A 25338-nucleotide genomic window follows, 5' to 3' on the forward strand; every position below is an offset into this window, starting at 1 on the left:
GCGGGCGGACGCCCTCGCGAACACCGCGGCGACCAGCCCCCGGATGGGAAGCGCCGGTGTCGGCGCGCTCAAACGGGTGCGATCGGCCCGGTCAACGAGGAAGCGATCTCGAGGGGCCTCGATCGACTCGATCGTGAGCCGATCCGCGAGCGGCTCCGCTCGAGGAAAGAATAAATATGGTGCGGACCGCCGCGGACCGCACCGAAAACGCGGGCGCCGAATCGCAGCCGTTCGCTACTCGTTGCCGAACATCTGGCGCATCATCGGATGCATCTCCATCAGCTGCTCTTCGGCGATCTCCTCGTACAGCTTGTACGTGATGGAGACCGCGAGCAGCAGTCCGGTCCCGGAGACCTGTCCGATGGTGCCGAGCAGGTTCGCGAGGACGGCGAGCAGCCCGACGAGGGCACCGCCGATGACGGTCACCTGCGGGATGTACCGCTCCATGACCTTCTCGACGACCTGCGGGTTCCGGCGGAAGCCAGGGATCTGCATTCCGGATCCCTGAATCTGTTTGGCGGTCGCTTCGGGACCCATCCCGGTGGTTTCGACCCAGAAGATCGCGAAGATCGCCCCGCCAACGACCATGAACGTCAGGTCGATGACGAGCCGAACCGCGATCATCCACGGCTCAACCGACGCCGGGATCTCACCGAGGAACCACATCCACTCCGTCCGCGACTGGATCGGGTTCAGGTAGTAGAACAGCCCGGAGATGGGCTGTCCCTGTTCGCTGTACGTCCCGAGCCATCCCGGCATCCCCGCCCACTGCGAGGAGAGGATCTGTCCGAGGAACTGAACGTTCGCCTGCAGCGCGCGAACGAGGATCATCGGCAGGACGGACGCGTAGATGAGCTTTACCGGGAAGCGTCCGCGCGCACCCTTCACACGAGCGTGCGACAGCGGGATCTCGACGCGGACGGACTCCGCGTACACGACGATCCCGAAGATGAACACGGTCGTGAACAGCGCGAGGATATTCCCCGGATCGAACAGGAGGTTCTGAAGCCCCTCGGCCGTGAACGGCGACAGCGACACCGGAACGTCGCCAAAGATGAGCCCGTACCAGCTCGCGAAGAAGCCGGACGCGCCGAGCGCCGAGAAGCTGAAGAACCCGCCGACGATCTGCTGGCTCACCGCGGCGATGATGAACAGACCGACACCGGAGCCGACGCCCCACTTGCTCACGATCTCGTCCATGAACAGAAGGAGGACGCCACCGATGAAGATCTGTACGAAGATCAGCGCCTCGACGCCAAACGTTCCGATGCCGAGCGCCTGTCCGACAGCCGGATCCGCGGGCAGGAACTCGCCGGTGAACACCATCGGCGCGGCCGTTAGCGCCGTGACGATGATCACCAGCAGCTTCTGGAGGCCCTGGTACAGGACCTGATCGCGCGGGTCATCGGTGTCGAGCCCCAGCAGATTCGCACCGCCCAACAGCTGGAGGACGATGGACGCCGTGACGATCGGTCCGATACCGACCTGCAACAGCGAGCCGGACGAGCCGGCAAGCACCGACCGGAACTGTCCGAAGAAGTCCGACCCGCCGGTCGCCAACCCGAAGGGGTTGATATTGGTCAAGAAGAAGTAGACGATCAGGATACCGGCCGTCCACGTGAGCTTCCGTCGGAACGGAACGTGACCCGCGGGTCGTTCCACGACGGGCATCCGCGTGAGCACCGGTTCGGCGACCTCCTTCCAACTCATCGTTACGCCTCGTTATTTTCGTCGTCCGAGTCGGTTTCGGCTTCCGAAGCGGCTTCTTCGGCGCGCTCGGAGAGCGTCGCCTCGCCGCCGGCCTCCTCGATGAGCTCGACCGCACCGGCAGTGAACGCATCGGCCGTGACGCGGAGCTCGCGACGGACCTGTCCGCCACCGAGCACCTTCACGACGTCGGCGTCGTAGCCGTCGTCCACGACGTCGCGCGCGTCGATAACGTACGCGTCGCCGTCTTCCGTCGCGAGGTCGTCGGCAGCGTACAGCGCCGCGTCCTCGTCGAGCTTCTGGACCTTGACCTCGAGGACCTCAGTCTTGGAGTCCGCGGGGCGTTTGAACCCGTACTTACCGAGCGGGCCGTAGTTGTGGAACTCGTGTTTCGCGCGACCCGCGGCACCGCGACCGCCGCGGTGGCCGGCGCCGCGCCGATTCTTGTGCGTACCGCCGCCGTGCGTCCGGGATCCGCGCTGTCGACGTTTCTTGCTCGTCATCGCATTGCCTCCAGGAGACTGTCGATCTCCGCCGTCGTGTGGCGACCGAGTTCACCGCCCTCGATCACCGGGTGCTTGATACCGTCGTGACCGCCGCGGGGCGCGTGGAGTCGCAGCGTCGGGGAGAGCCCCTGCTCGCGCAGGGTCGTCTCTTCCGCGACGAGCGCCTCGGCCAGCGCCTCGAGGTCGGCGTAGTCGGTGTTGTCGTCGATCCACTCGTCGTCGATATCGGCGGAGCCTTCGAGGGGCTCGCCGCGTCGCGCGACAGTGGTCGCGACGGCGTCGACGCTCGGTTCCCCGAACGCGACGACGTCGTTGACCTTCGTGATCATGCCGCGGTACGAGTCCGTCTCCGGGACGAACGTCGCGTGGTTGACGCGCCCGATGTTCAGCATGTCGAGCGTGTCCTCGACGCCGTATTCGAGGTTCACGTCGCCGCGGAGCTGCACGATCGCTTGCATCACTTGCTCACCTCGTCGTAGTGGACCTCACGCGCGTGCTGGGGGGTGCGGGACTGCGCCGCGTTCTCCAGGGCGTTGAACGTCGCTTTCGCGAGGTTCACCGTCGTCCGCGTGTTGCCGTCGGAGTTCGTCCAAGCGTCCTCGACGCCGGCGAGCTCCAGGATGTTGCGGACCGTCTCCGCGGCCGCGAGACCGAGCCCCTGCGGGGCGGGCTTGATCTCGACGGTGACGGAGCCGGCCTTCCCCTCTGCCGTCCGAGTCAGGGAGTTCGTGCCGCCGGGCTGGTCCTCCCACGACCCCGAGCCGCGGTCGACCTTGATGATGTTCAGCTTCGCGACGTCGATGGCCTTCTGGATCGCACCGCCGACCTGATCGTCGCGGGCCTGCGCGTAGCCGAGGTAGCCGTCGCGGTTCCCCACGGCGACCACACAGCGGAACTTCACGCGGCGACCGGAGTCGGTCATGCGCTGGACCATGTTGATGTCCAGCACTTCGTCTTCGAGCCCCGGGAGGAGCTGGTCGACGATCTCCGCCTCCTTCAGCGGGAGGCCGGAGTCGAGCGCCTGTTCCATCGACGAGATGTCGCCGTCCTGTACCTTGCGGCCGAGTCGCGTCCGCGGTTCCCAGCCGTCGTTGTGTCTACTCATGGTCCTCCTGGATCGTGGTGAGCACGTCGTCGAAGTGCTCGGGTAGGTCGGCCGCGTCGAAATCGCCGCTGTAGAGCGGCTCGTCGAGCTGCTCGGCGTACGCGGCGATGTGCTCGCCACGCGTGCGCGACCAGTCGGCCAGCACGTCGTCGTTGTGCGGGATTTCGAGGCCGGCGTCGATCGCTCCTTCCTGTACTGCGAACGTCTTGTTGCCGGGCGTCGCCGTGTTGAGCCCGATGTCGAGGACGGCCTCGTCGAGGCCGGCGTCGACGGCGCGGGCGCCCGCGAGGTACCCCGTGAGGTACGCGCTGGGGAGGTTGCCCGTGGGGGCGTCCCAGCCGTACTCCGCGAGGTCCTCGCTGGAGGCAGCCGCGTGGGTCTCATCGCCGTCGGGTCCGGGAGTTACCAGCTGCGCCCTGACGTGAGCGTTGCTCACCCGGGCGACCAGGCGAGGCTTGCCCGATTTCAGCAGGCGCAACCTCTGATGGTAATCCGTTCGGACCTCACGGCGGCGCCGCATCGGCACCTTGTATCGTGGTCCTGTCGCCATTAGTTCGTCACCTCGTAACCGTACTGCGTCTGGATGTACGCCTCCAGCCGGGCGACGTCCTCGAACTCGCCACCGCTCGCTTTGTTGTACAGCGTGCGGTACTCGGTGGCGTCGAGCACGTCAGCCTCGTCGCGGAGTTCCTTCAGGCGGGCGCGCTGCGCGCGGATCCGCGCCTTCCAGTCGTCTTTGGTGTTCTGCCGTGCACCGGACTTCCCCTTCCGGGTCCCGGCGCCGGACTTGTGACCGTACGAGCGCTTTTCGGCGCGCTCGCGGGCTCGACCGCGGGAGTTCGTCTTCGCGTCCTTCGCGCGGATCGTTCCCTGATCGATGAGTTCGCGAACGTCCTCGCGGGTGATCGCGTCCTCGATCTCCTCCTGTGCCTCGGGGTCGAGCCAGACGCGGCCCTTGCCGACGTCCAGCTCGTCCGCTGCGAGCCGCTTTTGTGCCTTCAGGTCACTCATCGTTGTCGACCTCCACTTCGACGTAGGTCGGGTTCAGCACGCGAATCTCGCGCTCTTCCGCCTCGTCTTCGATCAGTTCGCGCTTGCGGCCGCCGACGGAGCCGGCGATCCGCACCGCCTGCGTGTCCCCGTCGACGCCCTCGAGGTCGTCCGTGTTGTGCACGTGGACTTCCTCGAAGCCGCTCGGGTGCAGGTCGCGCGACGCCGTCGGCGAACGGAAGCCCGCCTCGACGACGGGTCCCTTGGCCTTCATGCGCCGGCGCTGCTTGGAGAGCCCGCCGCGCGGCTTGCGCCACGACGTCGGGATGCGCTTTTTCTTGTGGTAATCCTGCCGGTTGAACTGGGGCTTCCCCTCGCGGTGCTTCTGTGCGAGCGCGCGAGCGGTTTCGTCGTCCAGTTCCGGCGTCTTATCGGCGTGACCACGGGGGCGAAGCTCCGTCTCGACGTCCTCGTCGGCGTCGGCCTCGTCGGCCTCTTCCTCCTCGTCCGTCTCGTCTTCGATCTCCGCGTCCGCCTCCTCGTCGACCTCCAGACCGCCGACGTCGGCTTTGATACGCGCAGCGAGCGCGTTCCCGACGCCGTCGACCTCGGAGAGCTCCGACTGGGAGGCGGCCTTCACGTCCTCGACCGTCTCGTAGCCGGCCTCGCGAAGGGCGTCCGCCTTCGAGGGACCGACACCGCTGATGTCTTCGAGTTCTTCGGCCATGTGTTAGGCACCTCCGGTGGGTTTCTCGACGATGTACACGCCGTCCTGGAAGACACGCGTGTCCTTGTCGGTCACCTTCGTCAGCTGTTCGATGTCGGCGGCGGTCTGCCCGACGGCCTCCTTGTCGGAGCCCGAAAGCGTGACCGTCTCGCCGTCGACCTGTACGTCCGTGTCCCCGCGGATCGGGGTGCGTCGCTGCGCGCGCTCGCCGAGGAAGTTCTCGATGACGACCTCGTCGCCCTCCACGGACACCTGCATCGGGAAGTGGGCGTAGTACACTTCCATCGTGTACTCCCATCCGTCGGTGACGCCGTGGATCATGTTGGCGACGTGGCTCTCGAAGGTGCCAACCGTGGCGTTCGTCTTCGCGTCCTCGTTCTCGGAGGCGATAGCGACGACACCGTCTTCGACCGTGACCTCGATGTCGGGGTACCAGAGGCGTCGCGTAACGCTTCCGTTGGGACCCTCGACGGTGAGTTCGAGGTGGTCGGTCTCGGCGGAGACGTCGTCCGGAATTTCGATTTCGACTCTGTTCATTGTTAGTAGACGTATGCGATCACTTGGCCGCCGATGCCCTCTTCGCGGGCCTCGTAGTGGCTCATGACGCCGTGGCTCGTCGTGACGATGAGCGTCCCGTAGTCACGGGCGGGGAGGAATCGCTTCTCCCACTTCTCGAACTCGTCGGCCCCCGCGGAGTAGCGGGGCTTGACGGCGCCACATTCGTTGATCGCGCCTTTCAGTTCAACCTCGAACTTCCCGGCTTTCCCGTCGTCGACGTATTCGAAGCCGTCGACGTACCCGCGGTCGTAGAGGACCTCGAGGACGGAGCCGATGATGTTGGAGGCGGGCTCAACCGTGTACGACAGGTGGCCAACGCTCTCGGCGTTGTCCATGCCGGCGAGTGCGTTGGTGAATGGATCGTTTCCTGTCATGATCAGCTGTACTTCTCAAATCCCATGTCTCGGGCGACTTCGCGGAAACACTGTCGACAGAGGTTGATGTCGTACTTGCCGACAAGCCCCTGCTCGCGGTCGCACCGCCGGCACGTGTGCCGGGAGTCGGTGCGTTTCGCCGCGTGTTCGCCCGTGTCGTTGTTCGCTTCGCTCATGCCGTTACCTCAACGTCGAAGTTCGTTTCGAGGAACGCAGCCGCGTCCTCGGCGGTCATCCGGTGTTTCGCCGGGATCGAGGCGGTCCCCTTGTCCCGTTTCGACACGCGGTAGCCGGGGCGGACGATCGTCGTCGTCACGTCGAGCCCGTAGATACCGATGTTCGGGCTGTACTCCTGGCTCGGGAAGTCGGTGTGGTCTTCGACCCCGAAGCTCAGGTTACCCGTGTCGTCGAACTGGCTCTCGGCGATATCGACGAGTTCCAGTGCGGTCTCGAGGAACGCGTGTGCGTCCTCGCCCCGCAGCGTCACCTTGACACCGATCGGGTCGCCCTTGCGGATCCCGAACTCGGCGATGGTGCGCTTCGAGGTGGTCCGGACCGACTGCTGGCCCGTGATCTCCTCGATGATCTCCTCGGCGTCGGCGAGGGGTTCACCGCCCTGCCCGACGCCCATGTGGACGACGACCTTCTCGAGGTACGGTTCGCGCATCTCGTGAGCGGCGCTCTCGGATTCACTCATCCGAATCACCCGTCTCGTCGGCGTCGTCGCCGGTGAAGTTCTCGTCGATGACGACGAGGTACTCCTCGACCGTCTCGTAGCCGTCGCCGTCGGCGGCGACGGACACGGTGTTGGATCCGGACCCGAGCGTCACGTCGATGTCGTCAACTTCGCCGATGCGGCCGGCGTGCTGGCCGGCGACGGCGGTGACGAGCGCGCCCTCTTCGTACTCGAAGTGGGCGACGACCTCTTTCGACTCGTTGTCGATGATGATCGAGTCTTTGGTGTCGTACGGCGTGTCGGCGTCGACGCGGACGTTCGTCCCGTCGTGGAGCGTCAACTGGACGTCTCCGCCGGGGACGACGGCCTTGTTCGTGATCTTGCCGAGACGGCTTCCGGCGGCGTCCTCGTCGACGGGGGTCAGCGCGAGCCGACCGCCCTCGTCGGGGAAGACGCGGAAGAACTCGCCGCGCTCGGGGAACGCCACGATGTCGAACATCCCGATCGGACGCTGTTCGTCCGAGATGGCGTCCCCGTTGACGAGGACCGAGTCGTTGTTCAGCGCGTAGCGCGCCTCCTTCGTCGAGTCGACGTAGCCGAGCACGTCCCGCAGCAGGACGACGAGCGGAACGCCCGCCTCACCGTGCGGGCCGGCGCCGGCCTTGACGGTGAACGTGTTCGTCTTTCGCTCGACCGGCCAGGAGTTCGGTACTGCCAGTCGCTTCTGATGTCGCGTCATTCGTTATCCTCCTGGAGCCGCGCCTCTCGGCGGTCGTCTTCCAGGTCGAGATCGGTCACCCGGACGTTGCTCGCCGGAATCGGGCGGGGAACTTCCTCCCCGTCCGCCTTCTCGACGGTGACGTCCTCGACGGTGATCCGCTCTGCGGACAGGTCGACCGAAATGACTTCGGCCTCCGTGCCGGCCGCGTCGCCGCGAAGCACCTCGACGGTGTCGCCGGCGTTGACGCGGACGTTCCGCTGGTCGTACTCCTCGCGGAGGTCTTCCGTGAGCGTAGCCCGAACCTGGTTCTGCCGCTCGTGAAGCGGCGCGGTCTCCGACCGTTTTCGTTGTTTGCGTGGCTGTTTCGTCATGATTAGACGATCATCGTCGCGGTCGAGGCGATGCTCCCGAATCGTTCGGCAACCTCGCGAGCGACGGGGCCTTTGATCTCCGTGCCCCGCGGCTCCTCGAGGTCGTCGATGATGACGGCCGCGTTGTCCTCGAACTTCACGCGCGTGCCGTTCGGACGGCGGATCGACTTGCGCTGGCGGACGACGACCGCCTCCAGCACCTGTCGCCGCATCTCCGGGGTCCCTTTCGTGACCGAGACGGTCACTTTGTCGCCGATACCTGCTTTCGGGTGGCGGTTCTTGGTGCCGGAGTAGCCGGCCACCGAGATTACCTTCAGCTCACGTGCGCCGGTGTTGTCGGCGCACGTGATAAGCGAGCCCTTCGAGAGCCCCTGCGTGACGTCGGCCTTGAGCGCCTCCATCACTGATCACCCGACAGGTTCTCGACGACGACGTGGGACTTCGTCTTCGAGAGCGGTCGCGTCTCCGCGATTTTCACTTCGTCACCGACTTCGAGCGAGTCGAGCACGCCCGGCACGTGAGCCGGGATGCGCGAGCGACGCTTCATGTACCGGTCGTATTTCGGTACGAACACGTCGTATTCTCGCTCGACGATGACGGTCTTTTCCATATCCGTCGACACGACCGTTCCCTCACGGGTCTGGCCGCGGACGGAGAGCTGCCCGTAAAACGGGCACTTCTCGTAGTCGTAATCCTCCGGGTTGTCTGGCTCCGGAGGCGTGGGTACGTCGATTCCTATCGCCATTGTGTGACACCTTGTTCGGTGCGTTCGGCGGGTCGATGCCGCAACCGCGTGCCATCCACCGTTACGTAGACCACGTCTTTGCACTCGCCTCGTCGGCTCGCCGGACCCGCACCGTCACTGTCGACGGCGCTCGTGGACCCGGACGGGCCAGACTGACGGGGGCGGACCCCCGTAGTATCCGACCCGAGTTGGGACGTGGACCCCGACGACTGGCCGTCGCCGGCGGCTTCATCTGTGCGCGCGGTTGGAACATCGACGATCCCGAACTCGAACGTCGCGCCCGACTTGGGCACGCGTTTGTCCCCCGATCGCGTTCGGACCACGAGGGTGCCGAACGTCTCTGACAGCACGCGACCGGCGATGCCCACGTGGGCGTCGCTGTCGGCATCGGCCACCCGAACGGGGAGGCCGATGAGTTCGTGCCGGACGAGCTGATCAGGGGTTATCATCGTTATTCGTCGTCGAAGTCGCCTTCTTCCGCCTGGATCGTCTTGATCCGGGCGATCGTCTTTTTCATCTCCTTGACGCGACCGGGGCTCTCCGGCATGCCGCCGGCGGCCCGCTGCGCCTTCGAGTTCAGCAGTTCCGTCTCGAGTTCCTCGAGTTCGACCTGCCGCTCTGCGGCGGTCATGTCGCGGATCTCGTCGGTGTAGAGGATAGCCATTGTTACTCGTCCTCCTCGTCTTCGTCCGCCGCTTCCATCTCCGCAACGAGGTCAGCGGCCTCCGATTCGATCTCCTCGTCGAGGTCGTCCAACTCGTCGGCGTCGACGTCTTCGTCGACCGGCTCCTCGGCGGCGACGTCGGTCGCCTCCGCAGCCGCGTCCTGACTCTCCTCGACGACCTCTTCGACGACCTCCTCGTCGATGACGTCGGCGGGGTCTTCGTCCGGGACCTCGACGTCGTCGTCAGCACCGACGTCAGGAACCTCTTCGGGCTCTTCTTCGAGGAGCGATTCGACGCCCTCGTCGGCGTCCGCGCCGACCGTGGCCTGTTCGACCTCCGGGACCTCGGCGTCCTCGCGGATGTCGAAGTCGTCGGGGAGCTTCGCTCCCGGCGGAATGATCTTCACGGTGACGCCGATCGTCCCGAGTTTCATCACGGCGACGCCCTGTCCGTGGTCGACCACTTCCTGGGCCGGCTCGCCGTTGTGTTTGATGTAGCCGCGGTTGAACTTCTCGACGCGCGACCGCGCACCGGTGACCTTCCCGGAGAGGACGATCTCGGCGCCGAGCGCGCCCGCGTCCATGATCCGGTCGATCGTCGTGTGGCCGGCCTTCCGGAAGTACCAGCCGCGTTCGAGCGCGTTCGCGAGTCGATCGGCGACGATCTGCGCGTTCAGGTCGGGCTCGTCGACTTCCTGAACGTCGATCTGGGGGTCGTCCATTCCGAAGCGGTCCTCGAGCTCCGAGGTGATCTTCCGGATGTTTTTCCCGCCCTTCCCGATGACCATCCCGGGCTTTTCGGCCTTCAGGACGATCTGCGTGCCCATCGGCGTTTTGGCGACGTCCATGCCGCCGTAGCCGGCTCGGCCGAGCTCATCCGCGAAGAACTCGTTGATCTGTGAACGGCGCAGGCCGTCCTCGATGAATTGGTGTTCGTCAGCCATTATTCGTCAGCCTCCGGGTCCTCGATGATGAGCTCGACGTCGGCGAGCGTGGTGTTCCACTGGGTGGCGCCCGCGGCACGCGGGTTCCGACCCGGTCGTTCGCCGACCTTGTGGGGGGCGACGTGTTTGATGACCATCTCGTCGCCGTCGAAGCCCTGTTCGTCCGCGTTGTGCTTGACGTTCTCTAAGAGCTTGAGGAAGTCCTTGGCGGCCTTCGCCGGGTAGCGGCCGGCGTCCCAGCCGTCGATGTCGGAGCGGTGGCCCGCGCCGGCGTTGTGCTGGCGCATCGGCACCGACGTCTCCTCGTCGATGACGGCCTGGAGGAACTCCTCGGCGTCGGCGACGGTCTCGCCTTTGATCTCCCGAGAGATCTCCTTGCTGTCCTTCACGCTGATGGGCCGGTCGCGGAGCATCCCCTTGGCGGTGGTCTCCGGATCGGCCTCGACGCTGTAATTGATTCCCATGGATTACTTGAGGGGCACGAACTTCGAGGACCGGGTCGCGCCGATGCCGGCCTGACCGTGTTCGACGGTGCTTCGGGTGAGGTGGAACTCGCCCAGGTAGTGACCGATCATCTGGGGCTCGACCTGCACGCGCTCGAAGCTGTGTCCGTTGTACACGGAGAACGTGACGCCGACGAACTCCGGCAGAACCGGCATGTCGCGCAGGTGCGTCCGGATCGGGTCGTCCGCCGTCGTCTCCTTGTCGCGGCTCCGGGTCTTCTCGAGCAGCTTCTGCTGTTCGGTGGTCAGTCCGCGAACGATGCTTCGCCGCTGGCGTGCGGGGAGCAGTTCCGCGACTTCGTCAACGTCCATCTCCTGCAGCTCGTCGAGCGAGTGACCGCGGTAGGCGAACTCCTTGCCTTCGCGGCCGGTTCGGTAGTTGGAACTCATTTGTTGCCACCTCGTCCGGTGCGCTTGGATGCGATGTCACCGACCTTCCGTCCCGGCGGGGCGTCCCGCGAGACCGACTTCGGCTGGCCGGGGTGTTGGCGACCGCCCCCACCGAAGGGGTGGTCCACGGCGTTCATCGCGACGCCGCGGACGCGCGGGTACTTCGTCCCGCGCGCCTTCATCTTGTGGTACTTGTTGCCGGCCTTGACGAACGGCTTCTCCGTCCGACCGCCGCCGGCGACCACGCCAATCGTGGCGCGGCACTGCGGGTCGAGCCGCTTGACTTCCCCGCTGGGAAGTTGGACGACCGCGACGTCGCGGTCGTGGGTGAGAAGCGTCGCCGACACGCCGGAGGCGCGCGCGAACTTCCCGCCGTCCCCGCGGTTACTCTCGACGTTACAGACCGGAACACCCTCGGGGATCTCGGCCAGCGGGAGCGTGTTCCCGGGCTTGATCTCCGCGGAGACGCCGACCTGAATCGTGTCGCCCACGCGCACGCCTTCCGGCGCGAGCACGAGCCGACGGTCGTCGTCCTCGAACTCGATCTCCGCGAGCGGAGCCGAGCGGGCGGGGTCGTGTTCGATCCCGACGATTTCGCCGGAGATCGTGTCCACGTCTTCGAGCTTCTTGTGCGACAGTTCGGCCTTGTAGCGGTGGGAGGGAGCCCGGAACGTCGGGCCGCCCCGTCCACGCCGCTGTCCTTGAATTCGTCGTCCCATATCAGAACACCCCGATGCGCGAGGCAATCTCGGTCGCGTCGTCGTCGGCCGAGAGCGTGACCGTCGCCTTCTTTTTGCCCTTCGAGGTCACCTGCGTGTTCACGTCGTCGACGACGACGTCGTAGCGCTCCTGAACCTCGTCGCGGATCTCGGGCTTCGTCGCGTCGACGTCGACGATGAACAGCAGCTTGTTTTTGAAGTCCATCTCGTTCATCGCCTGCTCGGTGACGAGCGGGTGCTCGATGATCGAGTTCATCGGTCGGCCACCTCGGCGATAGCGCTTTCAGTCCACAGCGTGAGTCGACCCGGGTGCGTCCCCGGCGCGAGGTCTTCCGCGTTGACCTCGCCGGCGGTCGCGACGTCGACGCCCGAGAGATTTCGGGCGGCGCGGGACGGCTCCTCGCTGGTGACGACGAGCACGGACTTCGGCTGGCTGTACTTCCGCCCGCGGGCCTTCCCCTGGCCCGCGCGGACGGAGCGACCCTCCTCGGCGCGCTCGATGTCGGCGGCGACGCCGACGGCCTCGAGGACGCCCAGGGCCTCCTGGGTCTTTTCGAGGTCCTCGAACTCGTCGGAGACGACGAGCGGCAGAGCGAGGTCCTCGTCGAACGCGTGACCGCGCTCGGCGACGAGTTCGGCGTCGGCGGTGGCCGCGATGGCCGACCGGACGGCGAGCTGTCGTTCCTTGTCGTTCAGTTTCTTCGTCTGGTCCTTCTCGGCCTTCGGCGGGTGCGCGCGACGGCCCGAGACCGCGCTCGGGACGCGTCGGGCGACGTTTTCGGAGCGCGGGATGTGTGCGAGCCCGCGTCCGGAGCCGAACGACTCCGCGGGGGTTCGCAGCCCGGCGAACTCGTCGGCACCGTAGGCCTGTTTCCGGTTAGCCTGTGCGGCGGAGACCGCCCGACCGATGAGGTCCGGTCGGAACGCGGTCTCGAAGATCGCCGGCAGCTCGACGCTGCCCGCGTCCCCGCCGTCCAGGTCGTGTACTGTTGCGTTCATGAATTATCCCTGGTTGGATGCGGTGGATACGTACCGGACCTCGGGGTCGAGGCGCGGCTGGTCGTTCGGCCGGATGGCCGGGCGGAACCGAAGCAGGCGCTTGTCCGGACCCGGCAGCGAACCCTTGATGAGCGCGTACTCGCCGTCGACCTCGCCGTAGTTGACGAAGCCGCCGTCGACGCTGGCGTCGTCGCCCTCGCCGAAGTCGATGAGGCGCTTGTTGAGTTCGGTGCGCTGGTGGTAGCCGGTCTGCCCCTGCTGGGGCACGGTGGAGCGAACGCGGGAGGGGTTCCACGGACCGAGATTGCCGATCCGGCGCCGCCATCCCTGGCGGGCGTGTTTGCCCTTCCGCTTCTGGACGCCCCAGCGCTTGACGGGACCCTGCGTCCCCTTCCCCTTCGTGATGCCCGAGACGTCGGTGTACTGCCCCGCGCGGAAGACGTCGCCGAATTCGTGGGCGCCGCCCTCCGCGACGAGGTCGAGCCCGAAGTCGACGCGCTCCTCGAAGGAGCCGCCGCCGACTCGGGTCTCCATCACGTCGGGCTTCTTTTTGGGCACGTTCGCGAGCTCCGAGGGGACGGTGTGAGTGATGACGCGGACGTCGTCGACGACATCGTCGTCGAGCAACGCGCGAAGCTCCTCGGCGTCTTCCTCGAAGGTGTCTTCCGCCGGGAGGTCGAGCGCGCGGTCGAGCTCCTCGTGGAACTCGGTCGCCCAGACCTCTTCGACCGGCTTCATACCGTACGGCGTCTGTTCGTAGGCGCGCAGGGCCACCGCGTACATCGGCGGGGTCTCGACGACCGTGACGGGGACGGACTCTTCCATCCCTTCACGCGGCGAGTTGGCCTCGTCGTTGACCATCACGACGTGCGTCATTCCGGCCTTGTAGCCGGCGAACCCCTGCAGTGCGGGGGCTCCGTCGTCGTCTGGCCACGAGCGGATGCGCGGGACCTCTCGGTCGGCGCGGGTGCGTGGGCCGTAGCCCAGCGAGCCTTTTCGTGGTCGGCTTGGTTGTGGCATGTGTTTACTCCGTGAGTGTGAGCGAGCCGAGAGTCACGAACAGAGCCTCCTCCGTTCGGACGACCTCGCTGCTCTGTGCCGGGATCGTGTTCAGCCAGAGGTCGAACCCCGGATCGGGTTCGACCGGACGGCCGTCGGCGACGGCCGCCCGAATGCCGTCGGGCGAAAGCCCGAGCATCTCCGGAAGCCCTCGTTCGGGCGCACCGAAGGCGATGACGTAGCCACCGGCCTTCCGTGCGTCCGAGACGAGGTCGCCGAGCCGCGAGACGGAGAGCTCTTCTCCGTGCCGCGACGTCGCGACGGCCAAGCCGTCGCCGGCGAGCGCTTCCGACAGGTCCGCACCCACGACCTGGAAACCCTCCTCGGGCTTCCCGGTGATGCGGGCGCGGACCGGTTCTCTCGAAGAGACCCTGATGGTGACGCGCTCCCCCTGCTCGACCTCCATTCCGGAGGGCACGAGCAGGGAGATCGGGTGTTCCCGCAGCGGGGAATTGACCCGGACGCGGCCTTCAGGTCCGACCTCGGTCACGAGTCCCTGTGTTTTCGACTCTTCCCCGCTAGGGGTCGAGCCGGTCCGCCACGGCACGCGGAGCGGCGGGAGCACGCCGGCGTACCGGAGTTCGTCGCGTTCCCCCCAGAGGTCCTTTCGGAGCTCCGGCGGGGTCGCGGCGTACCCCAGTACGGTGCGGACGTACTCACCGCCCCGTCGCCGTTCGCCTTCCCTGTCGGGGAAGACGACCAGTCGATCCGCCCGGAATACCGCTGCCGCACGGGCAACGTAGCCGAGTTTGCGAGTCGCCTCGCGAGCGTCCTCGGCCTCCCGGACGACCGAAGACGGAACACAGATCGTGAGTCCATCTTCGGTACGCATCGTGGCGAGACTGTACCCCTCGATTCCGGACGGCGGGGTAAAAGGATAGCGGTCCCGCTTTCGGGCTGTGGGGCGTTCACACGGGGTTTCGCGGGGGTTTTACTCCGACAGTCGAGTGAACCACTCACACGGTCGGGCGGTTCGACGGCGCCTCAACTCGGAACGATCCGCACCACCGGTGCATCGGTATCGTCGACAGCGGCGTAGAGGTGTCCCGTCCCCGGATCGACGGCGAGTGCCCGGATTCGCCACCCGCGGTCGGCGAGGAGCGGGTCGCGCTCGGTCACGTTCGCCTCCTGCGGCCCCGCCCCGTCGACGGTGAACCGCCCGAGATACTCCGCGGCGAGCGTCCCGGCGAACAGGTCACCCCGCCAGGCCGGAAAGGCGTCGCCGTCGTAGAAGACGGCCCCGCTCGGCGGGAACCCCCCGGAGCCGCAGGGCCAGTAGTGGACGGGGGCGACCACGTCGCCGCGCTCGCGGTGGCTCGGGGCGACGCGCTCGTCGCTCCCGTACCGACAGGACTCGCTGGCGATCGGCCACCCGTAGTTCCCGCCGTGCTCGACGACGTTGATCTCGTCGCCGTCGCGTTCGCCGTGCTCGCACTGCCAGATCGCACCGGTGTCGCCGCGCACGGCCATCGCCTGGGGATTTCGATGGCCGTAGCTGTATATCGCGTCCGCGGCGCCCGCCTCGTCGACGAAGGGGTTGTCCGGGTGCGCGTCGCCCGCGGGCGTGAGCCGAAGGGTGGACCCGGGTTCGACCGATCGGTCCTGCGAAACGTGGTCGGGACCGAAATCGGTGTCGCGGCGGTCGCCGGCCGTGACGAACAGCGCGCCGTCCGGGCCGAACGTCGCCCGGGAGCCGTAGTGGTTGTCGGAGGATAAGAACGGCTCCGCGACGTGGATCGCCTCGAACCCGTCGAGCGCGGGCGCCTCGGGGTCGGCGAGTGAGAGCCGCCCGCTCCCGACGTGCGTCGCCGACCGGTCCGAGCCGTCCGTCGCCGCGTACGTGAGGTACACGCGCGAGTCGTCCGGGAAGGCGGGGTGCACGGCGACGTCGAGCAGGCCGCCCTGCCCGGCGGCGTGAACGTCGGGCACCCCCTCGACGGGCGAGCGAGAGCCGCCCTCGGGATCGACGAGCGAGAGGCGACCGGGACGCTCCGTCACGAGGAGTCGACCGTCGTCGGGGAGGAAGGCGAGTCCCCACGGTCGGTCGAATCCGTCCGCGACGCGTTCGACCGCGTAGTCGACGTCGGCGCCGTCGTCTGGCGACGTGTCGGAATCCCCGTCGTCGTCGGCTCCGGAATCCCCGTCGTCGTCGGCTCCGGAGTCGGCGTCGTCGTTCGCCCTGCTGTCGCCGAGACAGCCGCCGAGCGAGACCGCCGCGAGGCCGCCCGTCGCTCGGAGCACGGTGCGTCTGTCAGTACCGGGTGCGATGGGTGGCGTCATGGCGTTGGATCGAGTCGGTACGACGGCCGGGAGCCCGATGACACTTCCGGCGGGGACGGCGCGACGGGGAGGGGGCGAGGACGGTGCGAGTGGTCCCGGGCCGCCGTCGTTCGGAACCCTTATATCTTCGACTCGGGCTATGTCCAGATGCGAAGCACGCACCGGTAGTGTAGTGGTATCACGCAACCTTGCCATGGTTGCAACCCGAGTTCAAATCTCGGCCGGTGCATTTCTCGAACCGATCTTCCTCAGAGAGCGTTCGCTTTGGTTAGCAGACGCTCCACCAGTTGCGCGTCACTCAGTGCCCGTTCAGAGACCGCACCGCACCTCACGCCTCCCCAGCCTCGTCGGCGCGACGCTTATAAGCGCCGCGCCGACTCCCTCGCGCTCGGGCTCGCGCCCTGTGGGCGCTCACCGGAGCGCGCCACCGCCGGACACTCATCGACGTACAGGACGAGCGCTTCGCTCTCGCTTGCAGCCGACGCACGGTGCGGGCGACGCCGACAGCGAGGTTGGGGTATAATCACGCACCACAGTCGCCGGATTCTATTTATAAATGGTGGTGCCAGCGCCGCTTATCACGGGCCGTCGCGTACGGCGAGCCGTCGGTCACCACGGGCCGTCGTAGTTCACGCGCGGACGGTCGACGTCGAGTCCGATCTCACGGAGCGTCGCCGTCGCGTTCTGGACCGGCGAGGGCGCCGGGCGGTCGAGCGCGTCGGTCGTCGCCTCCGCGAACCGGACGGTCCAGTCGCCGTCGATCACGACGGTCGCGCGCCGCGGGATCTGCGAGTGGCCCTCCCACGATTCGGCGAGGAGGTCGTACGACTCGGCGATCCCGCCGTGGAAGTCCGAGACGATCGGGAACGGAAACTCGAACCGGTCTGCGTACGCGAACCCCGCGAACAGCGAATCGCCGGTGAGCGCGACGACGGCGAGGTCCTCGCGGTCGTGCCAGCCCGCGTCGCGAACCGCGGCGAACACCGCGGTGCAGGTGGGAACGAAGTCGGCGGGCGCAAACGAGAGGACGACGGCCTCGTGCTGCTCGACGAGTCGGAACAGCTCCAGCTCGACGCCGCGTCCCTCGGAGACCGCGGGGGCGATGAAGTCGGGCGCTTTGACGCCGAGATCGATCATGGATGACGCTGTGCGCGTGACGCGTAAATACCCACCTCCGACGACACGGCCCGAGTCCGACGTGAGACTGATTTCGAATAACGGCATCAGATACCGCGATGATATCTGAAAGCACTGCTCACGGTGTAAGAGATATACGTGTGGCCGACCGAGAGAACGCGTGTTTGGTCTCGACGCCGCGACCGCGCTCGCCCTCGTGGATACCTACGGCGCCGTCGCGGTCTTCGCCGTGTTCGCGCTTGAGGGCGCCCTCGTCGGGAAGGTGCTCCCGGCGCGGACGCTGTTCGTCGCGTCGGTCGTCGCCGTCGGCGTCGAGGCGATCGCGGTGCTGCCGGTGTTCGCCGCGGCTGTGATCGGCGCGACGGTCGGTCAGTCGGCCGTCTTCGTGGCCGTCCGCCGGTTCGGCGTGGACCCCACGTCACTCCCTCTCGTTCCGGTCGACGAGAAGCGGCTCGACGGTGCGGGACGCTGGTTCGACCGGTGGGGCCTCCCGGCGGTGGCGGCCTCGAACGCGGTTCCCGGCACGCGCGGGTGGCTCGCCGTCCCGACCGCAAACGCCTCGTCCGTTTCCGCGCCGCGGTTCGCCGTCGCGTCGCTAATCGGGTCGACAGCGTACGTCGGCGCACTGCTCGCGGTCGGCGTCGCGGTGGCGCTCGGGTTCGGGGGCGCCCTCGGACTCCTCGGTGCCGAGGACGTCGCGGCGCTGTAGCGGCCGGTCACCTCCGCGTTCGCCCGAATTTTAGATGACCGTCCCGTGTTTCTTGTCCGGCAGGTCCTTCTCGACGTCCTCGTAGAACGCGAACCGGGCGGCCAGTTCCTCGCGAAGCGCCGACGGGGCGACGATCTCGTCGATGACGACCTCGCTCGCCATGCGGTGGATGTCGATGTCCTCGCGGTACTCCTCGCGGAGCCGCGCCTCGGTCTCGGCGCGCTCTTCGGGGTCGTCGATCGCGGCGAGCTTCCGGGCGTACACGGCGTTGATCGCGGCCTCGGGGCCCATGATACCGATCTCACCGGAGGGGAGCCCGATCACGCTCTCGGGGTCGTACGCGGGCCCGCCCATCGCGTAGATGCCCGCGCCGTACGCCTTCCGGGTGACGACGGTCTGTTTCGGGACCGTCGCCGAGGAGGTGGCGTAGATCATCTTCTTGCCCTTCTCTAAGATCGCGTCCTTCTCGACCTGCGAGCCGGCCATGAATCCGGGCGTGTCACAGAGGTAGAGGAGGGGGATCTCGTAGGCGTCGCAGGTCCAGATGAACTCGGCGGCCTTCTCGGCCGCGTCCGGGAATATCGCCCCCGACCGCTCCGTCGGCTGATTGGCGACGACGCCGACGGGGCGACCGTCGATCCGGCAGAACGCCGTGACGATCTCCGGGCCGTACCCCTCCTTCAGCTCGAAGACGGACTCCGCGTCCGCGATCCGGTCGAGCAGGTCGCGCACGTCGTAGGGCCGGTTCGGCGACTCCGGGATCAGCTCGTCGATCCCCGCCGTCGGGTACTTGGGCGGCTTCGTCTCGGCTTTCGGTGGTTTCTCTCCGGCTTGATCGGGCAGGTAGCCGATCAGATCGGCGACGAGCTCCCGGGCGTGCTCCTCGTCGCGGGCGACGAGGTCCGCCGAGCCGGACTCCTCGGCGTGGACGCGCGGGCCGCCCAGATCCGCCATCTCGATCTCCTCGCCGGTGACCATCTTCACCATCCGCGGCGAGGCGATCGCCATCGCGGACATCCCCTCGACCATCACGGTGAAGTCGGCGAAGACGGGCGTGTAGGCGGCGCCCGCGATGCAGGGGCCGTACAGCACGCAGATCTGCGGGACCGCGCCCGAGAGCATCGAGTGGTTGTAGTAGTACTTCCCGATCCCCTCGCGGTTGGCGAAGAAGCCGCTCTGCTGGTCGATCCGCCCGCCGGAGGAGTCCATCAGGTAGAGCACGGGCTTGCCCGTCTTCAGGGCGCGCTGTTGCATCCGGAGGAACTTCTCGACGCCTTTCGCCGCCATCGACCCCGCCTTCACGGTGAAGTCGTTGGCCATGAAGTGGACGTCGCGCCCCTCGAAGGCGGCCGCGCCGGTGAGGAGGCCGTCGCCGGGAAGGCGATCGCCCTCGCCGTCTGCGTCACCGTCCTCACTCGTTCGCCCGGGCGCGTTCGGGTGCCAGTCGTCGAACGCGGCGAACTTCCCGTCCTCGAAGTGTATTCCGGTCGGATCGCCGTCCGCCGCGCTCGCGTCGCCCGCGCCGCGAGTCCCGCCCTCGCCGCCGAACCAGAGGTCGAGCCGGTCGCGGACGAACAGCTTCCCCTGCTCGGGAAGCCGCTCGCGGTACTTCTCCGGACCGCCCTGCAGGATGTCGTCGATCTCGGCCTGGAGAGCGCGCTCGCGGTCGGTGGGGCCGAGGTCGTCGTCGAGCGGGTATTCCACCGCTGGCGGCTCGGCGCTCGCCGCGGGCTCGTCGCTCTCGCCGACGTGGACGTCGACGTCGACGCCGAGGTGTTCCGCGAGCGACTTCGCGATCGCTTCGGCCTCCTCGGGCGTCGCCGCCGCGCCGACGTGGACTTTCATAGGCGCAAGATTTGCGGAGAGTCCTAAACAGTTTTCCATGCGGGTTTGTCCGTCCCGCGACGTCGGATCGAGACGCCGGGTCGACTCGCGCCGGGCCGAGCGCCGATCGGTCGAGCGCCGATCAGTCGAGCGCCGTCTCCAACCGCTCGACCAGTTCCCCGTTACCCACGTAGAGCGGGACGCGGTCGTGGACGCCCTCGGGCTCGACGTCGAGGATATCTATCTCGCCGTTCGAGGCCGCCCCGCCTGCTTTCTCGACGATGTACGCGATCGGGTTCGCCTCGAAGGAGAGCCGGAGCTTCCCGTCCGGCGCGTCCACGAGGGCGGGGTACGCGAAGATCCCGCCGTAGGTGAGCACCTGGTTCACGTCGCCTACCATGGCGCCGCCGTACCGGAGCTTCAGTTCGTCTTCGATCTCGCGGGCGTAGGCGGTGAAGTCGTCCGGCCAGTCCGGAACCCGCCCGCCGAACCCGTACACCAGGGGGTCCTCGGGGAGCCGGAGGTCCGCCTCGACGACCGATCGGGAGACTGCGCGGCCGCCGTCGTCGTCACCGATGGATTCCCGCTCGATTACCTCCTCGCGCACGCCCGACTCGTCGGCGACCACCATCGTCGTGATCGGCCCGTAGAGGACGTACCCGGCGGCGACGAGATCGCGGCCGGTCGCCGGCAGCGGCGCGTCGTAGACGCCGACTACGGTGCCCATCGCGTTGTTCGACCGGAGGTTCGAGGAGCCGTCGAGGGGGTCGATAGCGACCGCGTACGCGCCGTCACCGACCGCGCCGCCGGCGTCGACGGCGGCCTCGCGCTCCTCGCTGACGAAGGAGCCGACCCCGTCGACGGCGGTGATGGCGTCGCCGAGCAGCTCGTCGGCGTACAAGTCGCCGGCCATGACGCTCTCGCCGGAGGGGTTGTCCGTCCCGCTCTCGACGCGACGACCGGGAAGCGCGGCGCGGATCTCGGGGGCCGTCGCCGCGACCGCGTCGAAGACCGCCTCGACGACAGGGTCGGGATCGGTCATCAGTCGTCGCTCTCGGCGATCGCGAGCGCCTCGTCCGGGTCGACCTCCTGGAAGACCACGGCTTCGAGCGCGTCGAGGATGCGCTCGGGGTCGTCGCGCTGGAAGACGTTCCGGCCGACCGCGAGCCCGGTCGCGCCGGCGTCGATGGCGTTCGCGACGTTCCGGAGGAACTCCTTGTCGTCGCGCATCGTCCCGCCGGACATCACGACCTTCGCGGGACCTGCCATCTCGACGGCGTGGCCCATCGCCTCGGGGGAACCGGGGTACTTCACCTTGACGACGTCGGCGCCGAGTTCCAGTCCGAGTCGCGCGCCGTAGGAGATCACATCCGGACTGCCGTCGTTTCGCAGTCCCTGCCCGCGCGGGTACGACCACATGACGACGCCCATGTCGTGTTCGCGGGCGCCCTCCTGTGCCTCGCGGAACTCCTCGGCCATCTCGACCTCGTGGTTCGACCCGCCGTAGACGGTGAATCCGATGGCGTCAGCGCCCAGTTCGGCCGCGTACTCGGCCGAGCAGTTGACCGCGCTGTTCGGCTCGCCCATCCAGAGGTTCGAGGTCCCGTTGAGCTTCAACAGCAGGTTGACCTCGTCCTCGTAGTCCGGGTAGTACGCCTCGGCGATCCCCTTCTGGACGGCCAGCGCGGTGACCGCCTCGTGGCTCGCCAGCTCGAACAGCCGTTCCGGGTCGGCCGTCTCGGGATTCGGCTCGAAGTCGACCGGGCCGTGTTCGATCCCGTGGTCGTACGCGAGGATCAGCGTTTTCCCGTCCCGCGAGATCGAGTCGTCGGCATGAGGAATCATCAGTTCATACTCCCGTTACATCAATAAAAAACGCTGTGGTCAGTGAACCGATCGTAACAAAACGAATTCTACCTGATCCGCGCGTATGTCCCGGGTTTACGAGCGATTTACAGACGTACATACTTACTACTCAAATAGTTAATTATTGGCGGTCCGAAACGTCGCGGGGTTGCAGGCGGTTCGGTTGCGAGTCGACGGCGGTCCGACCGCAGTCCGGCTGTGATTCGGTCGCGGTCCGACCGCAGTCCGGCCGCGTTTCGCCGCCTGCTCCACCGTCGGAGTCGCAATACTTACCACGCGCGGCGCGGCAGCGACTCACATGCGCGAGCTATCCGAAATCAGCGTCGTCGGCGTCGTCGGGGCGGGAACGATGGGCAACGGGATCGCACAGGTCGCCGCGACGGCGGGCTACGACGTCGTGATGCGGGACATCGAGACGGAGTACGTCGAACGGGGGCTCGACAGCGTCGCGGAGAGCCTCGATCGGTTGGCGGCGAAGGACCGGCTCGACGAGGAGCCCGAGGCGATCCGCGACCGGATCGAGGGGACCACCGACCTCGACGACCTCGCGACTGCTGACGTGGTCGTCGAGGCCGCGGTGGAGAACATGGACGTGAAACGCGACATCTTCGCCGACCTCGACGAGGTGACCGACGACGACGTGGTGCTCGCGACGAACACCTCGACGCTGTCGATTACGACCATCGCGAGCGCCACCGACCGCGCGAGCGACGTGATCGGGCTCCACTTCATGAATCCGGTGCCGATCATGGCGGGCGTCGAGGTCGTCGTCGGGGAGCACACCGCCGACGCCGTCGCCGACTTCGCGCACGACTTCGCCGAGAAGCTGGGGAAAGAGACGTGGGAGTCCGACGACAAGCCGGGGTTCGTCACCAACCGGATCCTGATGCCGTGGATCAACGAGGGCGTCCGCGCGTACGACGAGGGCGTCGCCGACAAAGCCGACATCGACCGCGGGATGAAGCTCGGGACGAACGTCCCGATGGGCCCGCTCGAACTCGCCGACCACATCGGGCTCGACGTGGTGTTGGACGCCAGCGAGACGCTGCACGCCGAGCTCGGCGATCGGTACAAGCCGGCGTATCTGGTCAAGCGAAAGGTCGAGGCCGGCGACCTCGGGAAGAAGACTGGACGCGGGTTCTACGAGTACAAGTAGCGCGCGGACGACGAGTCAGCGTGCGGACGGGCGGTCCGCGCGCGAGCCGTTACGCCGTATTTATAAGCGAAAACGACGGCAGTCGGCTACCCTTTTAACTACCTTTCGCGCCGCGGTCGTCGTTCGCCGTCCAGCGCCGTGCGCCGGGCAGGACACCGACGAGTTTCGTCACGTAGCCGAACTTGAACAGCCCGAACTGCGAGAGCGCGCCGAGAGCGAACACCGCGAGGAACGCCGGGGCCGTGACGTCGAACAGCAGCGGTTCGAACGCCGTCTCGGCGGCGGCCGCCTCGAACGTCGCGGACGTGATCGACCGCGACGCGAACGCCGCGCCGATGAAGGCGGTCGAGAGGACAAGCGTCGTCCGGCTCAACACGAACCCGAACAGCGCGCCGACGGCGACGCCGGCGAGGGTCGCCCCGACGAGCAGCAGCGTTCCCTCGATCCCGGCCGCGTCGGCCGCGTACAGCGGTCCGACCGCGAACCTGCCGACGAACCCGCCGACGACTCCGCCGATGGCGAGCACCGCGAACGAGAGCCCGGCGTACGCGAGGAAGCCGCCGACCGCGCTGCCCAAGACGACGGCGATTCCGGTGAGGACCACCCCGTCGACCGCGATCAGCCCGGCGAGATTCGGCGCGGCGAGGTACCCCGCGCCGGCGCCGATCAGGAGCCCGGTCAGCGTGACGGCGTACACGGAGACCGCGGCGCCGACGAACGCGAGGAGGAGGCCGGCGAGAACCAGTCCGACGGAGAGCGGAGAGAGCATGCGCCCTCGTTTCCCCTCGTCCCTTATAAATGGCCGCGGGAGCGATCGGCGATCCGTTCGACCGACCGCACCGGGTAACCGATTCCTACCGCGCCCGCCGTCCCGCCTGCCGGTCGATGTGTCGGGTGTAGCCGCCGACGGCGAGGCCGAAGCCGAGCACGATCAGGACGAAGCCGAGCATGCGGGTCGTCCCCAGCGTCATCAGCGCGAGAACCGCCCCGAACACGAACGAAAACACGCCGGCGACGGCGACGCCGACGTCGACGAGCGGCGACGGCTGGACAGCCTCGCAGTGCGGACAGATGCGGGCGTCGCTCGGGACGGGCTCTCCGCAGTCGACGCAGTACACGCGGTCGCGAGACACGCCCGACGGTTCGGGCGTCGAGAACTTATACACTTCAATCGACGGCGGCCTCAGTCCGCCGCCGCCGCGTCCGCGGCGCCGTCACCCGCTCCGAGCGTCTCCTCGACCTGCGTCACGACGCCGACGAGCGCGACGACCGCCAGCACCGCGCCGACGGCGAAGGGGACGACGAACCCGAAGCCGACGAGCCACCCGGACGCCAGCGGCCCGAGCGCGACGCCGAAGCCGAACCCCATCGTGAGCACTGACAGCGTCGTCCCGGACTCGCCCTCCCGCGCGAGGTCGCCGGCGAGCGCGAGCGACGGCGCGAACACGAACGCGACGGCGACGCCCTGGCCCAGTCGAACGAGCGTCATCACTACCGGGTCGGTGACGATTCCCTGCAACAGCGTCGTCGGCGCGAGCAGCACGAAGCCGGCCAGCAGGAACGGCCGTCGGCCGATCCGGTCGCTGGCCTGTCCGACGGGCACCTGCAGGAGGACGTTCGCGATGGTGACGGCCGCGAACTGGAGCCCGAACCACACCGGCGCCTGGTCGAGTCGCACGTTCACCTGGTTCTGGAGCGTCGCGTACAGCGCGATACACAGCCCCATCGACACGGTCGCCAGCCCGAGCGCGAAGACGGGGTCGAGCAGGCGGTCCTCGCCGCGGACGCGGATCGAGAGGTCGTCGCTCGCCTCGCTCGACTCGGCGGCGTCCTGCACGAGGAGGTACACGAGCGCGAAGCTGAGGTACGCGCCGGCGGCGGCGACGACGAACGCGGCGTCGAACCCGTCGACGACCGGCAGGCCGACCGGGGAGAGGTCGTACGGTCCGGCCTCGACGACGACGCCGGCGAGGACCGGGCCGAAGCCGAACCCGATCAGCCGGAACGTGTTGTACACGCCGAAGTTGCCGCCGCGGTCGGCGTCGCTGGCGGCGTACTCGTTGACGAGCGCGACGGTCGCGGGGATAATGAGCGCCGCGCCGAACCCTTGCGCGGCCCGGAGGGCGACGAGCAGCCAGTAGGAGTCCGCGATCGTGTAGAGTCCGCTCGCGGTCCCGAGCAGGAGGATTCCGAAGAGGACGAACGGCCGCCTGACGCCCATCCGGTCGGAGAGCCGGCCGGTGAACGGTTGGGAGAGACTGTTGAGGAAGCCGAAAAGCGAGAGGACGACGCCGATGAGAAGCGGCTCCGTCAGCGTGACCGAGGCCGCGCCGACGCCGACGGCGGTGCCGAGCAACGCGTCGATATCGACGAGGTCGCTGGCGATGTACAGCGGTAAGACGACGATCAGAAACGAGTTGCCGAGCGCCCCGACCATCCGTGCCAGCGCGAGCACGATGACTCGGCGGTCGGTGTCGACGACGCCCGAGAGCAACCCCATCTACCTCCCGATTCGCCCGCGAGCACAAAGGCGTTTGCGAACGGCGGGAGTCGTTCCGGTTTCGAGGCGATCGGCGGAGAACGGGCCGGATTCGGGACGGTCGGCGGA

General features: G+C 67.5%; 35 protein-coding genes and 1 tRNA gene. 3 read left to right on the plus strand and 33 right to left on the minus strand.

Annotated elements, in window-relative coordinates; all coding sequences use genetic code 11:
* Positions 1-234: 234 nt before the first annotated feature.
* The 26 genes from secY to C461_RS11420 all read right to left on the minus strand — a co-directional run bounded on the left by secY (position 235) and on the right by C461_RS11420 (position 16038).
* Positions 235-1710 (minus strand): preprotein translocase subunit SecY, encoded by a 1476-nt coding sequence (secY, locus tag C461_RS11295; protein WP_008001332.1) that lies wholly within the window; start codon positions 1708-1710, stop codon positions 235-237.
* 2 nt (positions 1711-1712) lie between these two features.
* Positions 1713-2210: an uL15m family ribosomal protein gene (locus C461_RS11300; protein WP_008001333.1), complete on the minus strand. Its 498-nt coding sequence runs from the start codon at positions 2208-2210 to the stop codon at positions 1713-1715.
* Entirely contained in the window at positions 2207-2671 is a 465-nt protein-coding gene (locus C461_RS11305) for a 50S ribosomal protein L30 (protein ID WP_008001336.1), read from the minus strand. The genes C461_RS11300 and C461_RS11305 overlap by 4 nt, the downstream gene beginning before the upstream one ends.
* A complete protein-coding gene (locus tag C461_RS11310) occupies positions 2671-3318 on the minus strand; it encodes a 30S ribosomal protein S5 (RefSeq protein WP_008001338.1) in 648 nt (215 codons plus the stop codon). The genes C461_RS11305 and C461_RS11310 overlap by 1 nt, the downstream gene beginning before the upstream one ends.
* A complete protein-coding gene (locus tag C461_RS11315) occupies positions 3311-3868 on the minus strand; it encodes a 50S ribosomal protein L18 (protein WP_049906559.1) in 558 nt (185 codons plus the stop codon). The genes C461_RS11310 and C461_RS11315 overlap by 8 nt, the downstream gene beginning before the upstream one ends.
* Positions 3868-4329 (minus strand): 50S ribosomal protein L19e, encoded by a 462-nt coding sequence (locus C461_RS11320; RefSeq protein ID WP_008001343.1) that lies wholly within the window; start codon positions 4327-4329, stop codon positions 3868-3870. Before C461_RS11320 ends, C461_RS11315 begins: the two co-directional genes overlap by 1 nt.
* A complete protein-coding gene (locus tag C461_RS11325) occupies positions 4322-5035 on the minus strand; it encodes a 50S ribosomal protein L32e (RefSeq protein WP_008001345.1) in 714 nt (237 codons plus the stop codon). Before C461_RS11325 ends, C461_RS11320 begins: the two co-directional genes overlap by 8 nt.
* Positions 5036-5038: 3 nt before the next feature.
* Complete coding sequence (locus C461_RS11330) at positions 5039-5572, minus strand: 50S ribosomal protein L6 (RefSeq protein WP_008001346.1); 534 nt, start codon at positions 5570-5572, stop codon at positions 5039-5041.
* A gap of 2 nt (positions 5573-5574) precedes the next feature.
* Positions 5575-5967: a 30S ribosomal protein S8 gene (locus C461_RS11335; protein WP_008001348.1), complete on the minus strand. Its 393-nt coding sequence runs from the start codon at positions 5965-5967 to the stop codon at positions 5575-5577.
* A 2-nt stretch (positions 5968-5969) separates the two neighbouring features.
* Positions 5970-6143, minus strand: coding sequence for a 30S ribosomal protein S14 (locus C461_RS11340; RefSeq protein WP_004597423.1), 174 nt, complete (start codon positions 6141-6143; stop codon positions 5970-5972).
* On the minus strand, positions 6140-6664 hold the full coding sequence (locus C461_RS11345; protein WP_008001352.1) for a 50S ribosomal protein L5: 525 nt from the start codon (positions 6662-6664) through the stop codon (positions 6140-6142). The genes C461_RS11340 and C461_RS11345 overlap by 4 nt, the downstream gene beginning before the upstream one ends.
* Positions 6657-7382: a 30S ribosomal protein S4e gene (locus C461_RS11350; RefSeq protein WP_008001354.1), complete on the minus strand. Its 726-nt coding sequence runs from the start codon at positions 7380-7382 to the stop codon at positions 6657-6659. Before C461_RS11350 ends, C461_RS11345 begins: the two co-directional genes overlap by 8 nt.
* On the minus strand, positions 7379-7735 hold the full coding sequence (gene rplX / locus C461_RS11355; RefSeq protein ID WP_008001356.1) for a 50S ribosomal protein L24: 357 nt from the start codon (positions 7733-7735) through the stop codon (positions 7379-7381). The genes C461_RS11350 and rplX overlap by 4 nt, the downstream gene beginning before the upstream one ends.
* Before the next feature lie 2 nt (positions 7736-7737).
* Positions 7738-8136 (minus strand): 50S ribosomal protein L14, encoded by a 399-nt coding sequence (locus C461_RS11360; RefSeq protein ID WP_008001358.1) that lies wholly within the window; start codon positions 8134-8136, stop codon positions 7738-7740.
* The gene (locus C461_RS11365; RefSeq protein ID WP_008001361.1) at positions 8136-8480 is read right to left on the minus strand and encodes a 30S ribosomal protein S17; all 345 of its coding nucleotides are present in this window, start codon (positions 8478-8480) and stop codon (positions 8136-8138) included. Before C461_RS11365 ends, C461_RS11360 begins: the two co-directional genes overlap by 1 nt.
* The gene (locus C461_RS11370; RefSeq protein WP_008001362.1) at positions 8471-8929 is read right to left on the minus strand and encodes a ribonuclease P protein component 1; all 459 of its coding nucleotides are present in this window, start codon (positions 8927-8929) and stop codon (positions 8471-8473) included. Before C461_RS11370 ends, C461_RS11365 begins: the two co-directional genes overlap by 10 nt.
* Positions 8930-8931: 2 nt before the next feature.
* A complete protein-coding gene (gene rpmC, locus C461_RS11375) occupies positions 8932-9144 on the minus strand; it encodes a 50S ribosomal protein L29 (protein ID WP_004047223.1) in 213 nt (70 codons plus the stop codon).
* A 2-nt stretch (positions 9145-9146) separates the two neighbouring features.
* Positions 9147-10088 (minus strand): 30S ribosomal protein S3, encoded by a 942-nt coding sequence (locus C461_RS11380; RefSeq protein ID WP_008001363.1) that lies wholly within the window; start codon positions 10086-10088, stop codon positions 9147-9149.
* Complete coding sequence (locus C461_RS11385) at positions 10088-10552, minus strand: 50S ribosomal protein L22 (RefSeq protein ID WP_008001364.1); 465 nt, start codon at positions 10550-10552, stop codon at positions 10088-10090. Before C461_RS11385 ends, C461_RS11380 begins: the two co-directional genes overlap by 1 nt.
* Before the next feature lie 3 nt (positions 10553-10555).
* Positions 10556-10981, minus strand: coding sequence for a 30S ribosomal protein S19 (locus tag C461_RS11390; protein ID WP_008001365.1), 426 nt, complete (start codon positions 10979-10981; stop codon positions 10556-10558).
* Complete coding sequence (locus C461_RS11395; protein WP_008001367.1) at positions 10978-11700, minus strand: 50S ribosomal protein L2; 723 nt, start codon at positions 11698-11700, stop codon at positions 10978-10980. Before C461_RS11395 ends, C461_RS11390 begins: the two co-directional genes overlap by 4 nt.
* Position 11701: 1 nt before the next feature.
* On the minus strand, positions 11702-11956 hold the full coding sequence (locus C461_RS11400) for a 50S ribosomal protein L23 (protein ID WP_008001369.1): 255 nt from the start codon (positions 11954-11956) through the stop codon (positions 11702-11704).
* Entirely contained in the window at positions 11953-12699 is a 747-nt protein-coding gene (gene rpl4p, locus C461_RS11405; RefSeq protein WP_008001370.1) for a 50S ribosomal protein L4, read from the minus strand. Before rpl4p ends, C461_RS11400 begins: the two co-directional genes overlap by 4 nt.
* Positions 12700-12702: 3 nt before the next feature.
* The gene (locus tag C461_RS11410) at positions 12703-13719 is read right to left on the minus strand and encodes a 50S ribosomal protein L3 (protein ID WP_008001372.1); all 1017 of its coding nucleotides are present in this window, start codon (positions 13717-13719) and stop codon (positions 12703-12705) included.
* A gap of 4 nt (positions 13720-13723) precedes the next feature.
* Positions 13724-14590: a putative RNA uridine N3 methyltransferase gene (locus C461_RS11415; RefSeq protein WP_008001374.1), complete on the minus strand. Its 867-nt coding sequence runs from the start codon at positions 14588-14590 to the stop codon at positions 13724-13726.
* A 152-nt stretch (positions 14591-14742) separates the two neighbouring features.
* A complete protein-coding gene (locus C461_RS11420; RefSeq protein WP_049906561.1) occupies positions 14743-16038 on the minus strand; it encodes a PQQ-dependent sugar dehydrogenase in 1296 nt (431 codons plus the stop codon).
* A 158-nt stretch (positions 16039-16196) separates the two neighbouring features.
* On the opposite strand from C461_RS11420, the gene C461_RS11425 reads away from it, so the two are divergent.
* Positions 16197-16267, plus strand: a tRNA-Gly gene (locus C461_RS11425).
* Between the two features lie 380 nt (positions 16268-16647).
* Here the strand turns inward: C461_RS11425 and C461_RS11430 are convergent.
* Positions 16648-17175, minus strand: a complete 528-nt coding sequence (locus tag C461_RS11430; protein WP_008001377.1) for a redoxin domain-containing protein — start codon at positions 17173-17175, stop codon at positions 16648-16650.
* A gap of 160 nt (positions 17176-17335) precedes the next feature.
* Here C461_RS11430 and C461_RS11435 point away from each other — a divergent pair, with 160 nt between their 5' ends.
* On the plus strand, positions 17336-17884 hold the full coding sequence (locus C461_RS11435) for a DedA family protein (RefSeq protein ID WP_008001379.1): 549 nt from the start codon (positions 17336-17338) through the stop codon (positions 17882-17884).
* A gap of 30 nt (positions 17885-17914) precedes the next feature.
* Here C461_RS11435 and C461_RS11440 read toward each other — a convergent pair whose 3' ends face one another.
* The 3 genes from C461_RS11440 to C461_RS11450 all read right to left on the minus strand — a co-directional run bounded on the left by C461_RS11440 (position 17915) and on the right by C461_RS11450 (position 21553).
* On the minus strand, positions 17915-19729 hold the full coding sequence (locus tag C461_RS11440; RefSeq protein WP_008001381.1) for an acyl-CoA carboxylase subunit beta: 1815 nt from the start codon (positions 19727-19729) through the stop codon (positions 17915-17917).
* A gap of 121 nt (positions 19730-19850) precedes the next feature.
* Positions 19851-20750: a class 1 fructose-bisphosphatase gene (locus C461_RS11445; RefSeq protein ID WP_008001383.1), complete on the minus strand. Its 900-nt coding sequence runs from the start codon at positions 20748-20750 to the stop codon at positions 19851-19853.
* Positions 20750-21553, minus strand: coding sequence for a class I fructose-bisphosphate aldolase (locus tag C461_RS11450; protein WP_008001385.1), 804 nt, complete (start codon positions 21551-21553; stop codon positions 20750-20752). The genes C461_RS11445 and C461_RS11450 overlap by 1 nt, the downstream gene beginning before the upstream one ends.
* 319 nt (positions 21554-21872) lie before the next feature.
* Here C461_RS11450 and C461_RS11455 point away from each other — a divergent pair, with 319 nt between their 5' ends.
* On the plus strand, positions 21873-22730 hold the full coding sequence (locus tag C461_RS11455) for a 3-hydroxyacyl-CoA dehydrogenase family protein (protein WP_008001387.1): 858 nt from the start codon (positions 21873-21875) through the stop codon (positions 22728-22730).
* Positions 22731-22824: 94 nt separating this feature from the next.
* On the opposite strand, the gene C461_RS11460 is transcribed toward C461_RS11455, so the two are convergent.
* From C461_RS11460 to C461_RS11470, 3 genes are all read right to left on the minus strand, one after another.
* Positions 22825-23499: a hypothetical protein gene (locus tag C461_RS11460; RefSeq protein ID WP_008001389.1), complete on the minus strand. Its 675-nt coding sequence runs from the start codon at positions 23497-23499 to the stop codon at positions 22825-22827.
* A gap of 85 nt (positions 23500-23584) precedes the next feature.
* The gene (locus C461_RS11465; protein WP_049906562.1) at positions 23585-23863 is read right to left on the minus strand and encodes a zinc ribbon domain-containing protein; all 279 of its coding nucleotides are present in this window, start codon (positions 23861-23863) and stop codon (positions 23585-23587) included.
* Between the two features lie 50 nt (positions 23864-23913).
* Positions 23914-25230, minus strand: a complete 1317-nt coding sequence (locus C461_RS11470) for an MFS transporter (protein WP_008001393.1) — start codon at positions 25228-25230, stop codon at positions 23914-23916.
* Between the last annotated feature and the right edge of the window lie 108 nt (positions 25231-25338).

Origin of the sequence: Halorubrum aidingense JCM 13560 (genome assembly GCF_000336995.1) — an archaeon.
Classification (GTDB): Archaea; Halobacteriota; Halobacteria; order Halobacteriales; family Haloferacaceae; genus Halorubrum; species Halorubrum aidingense.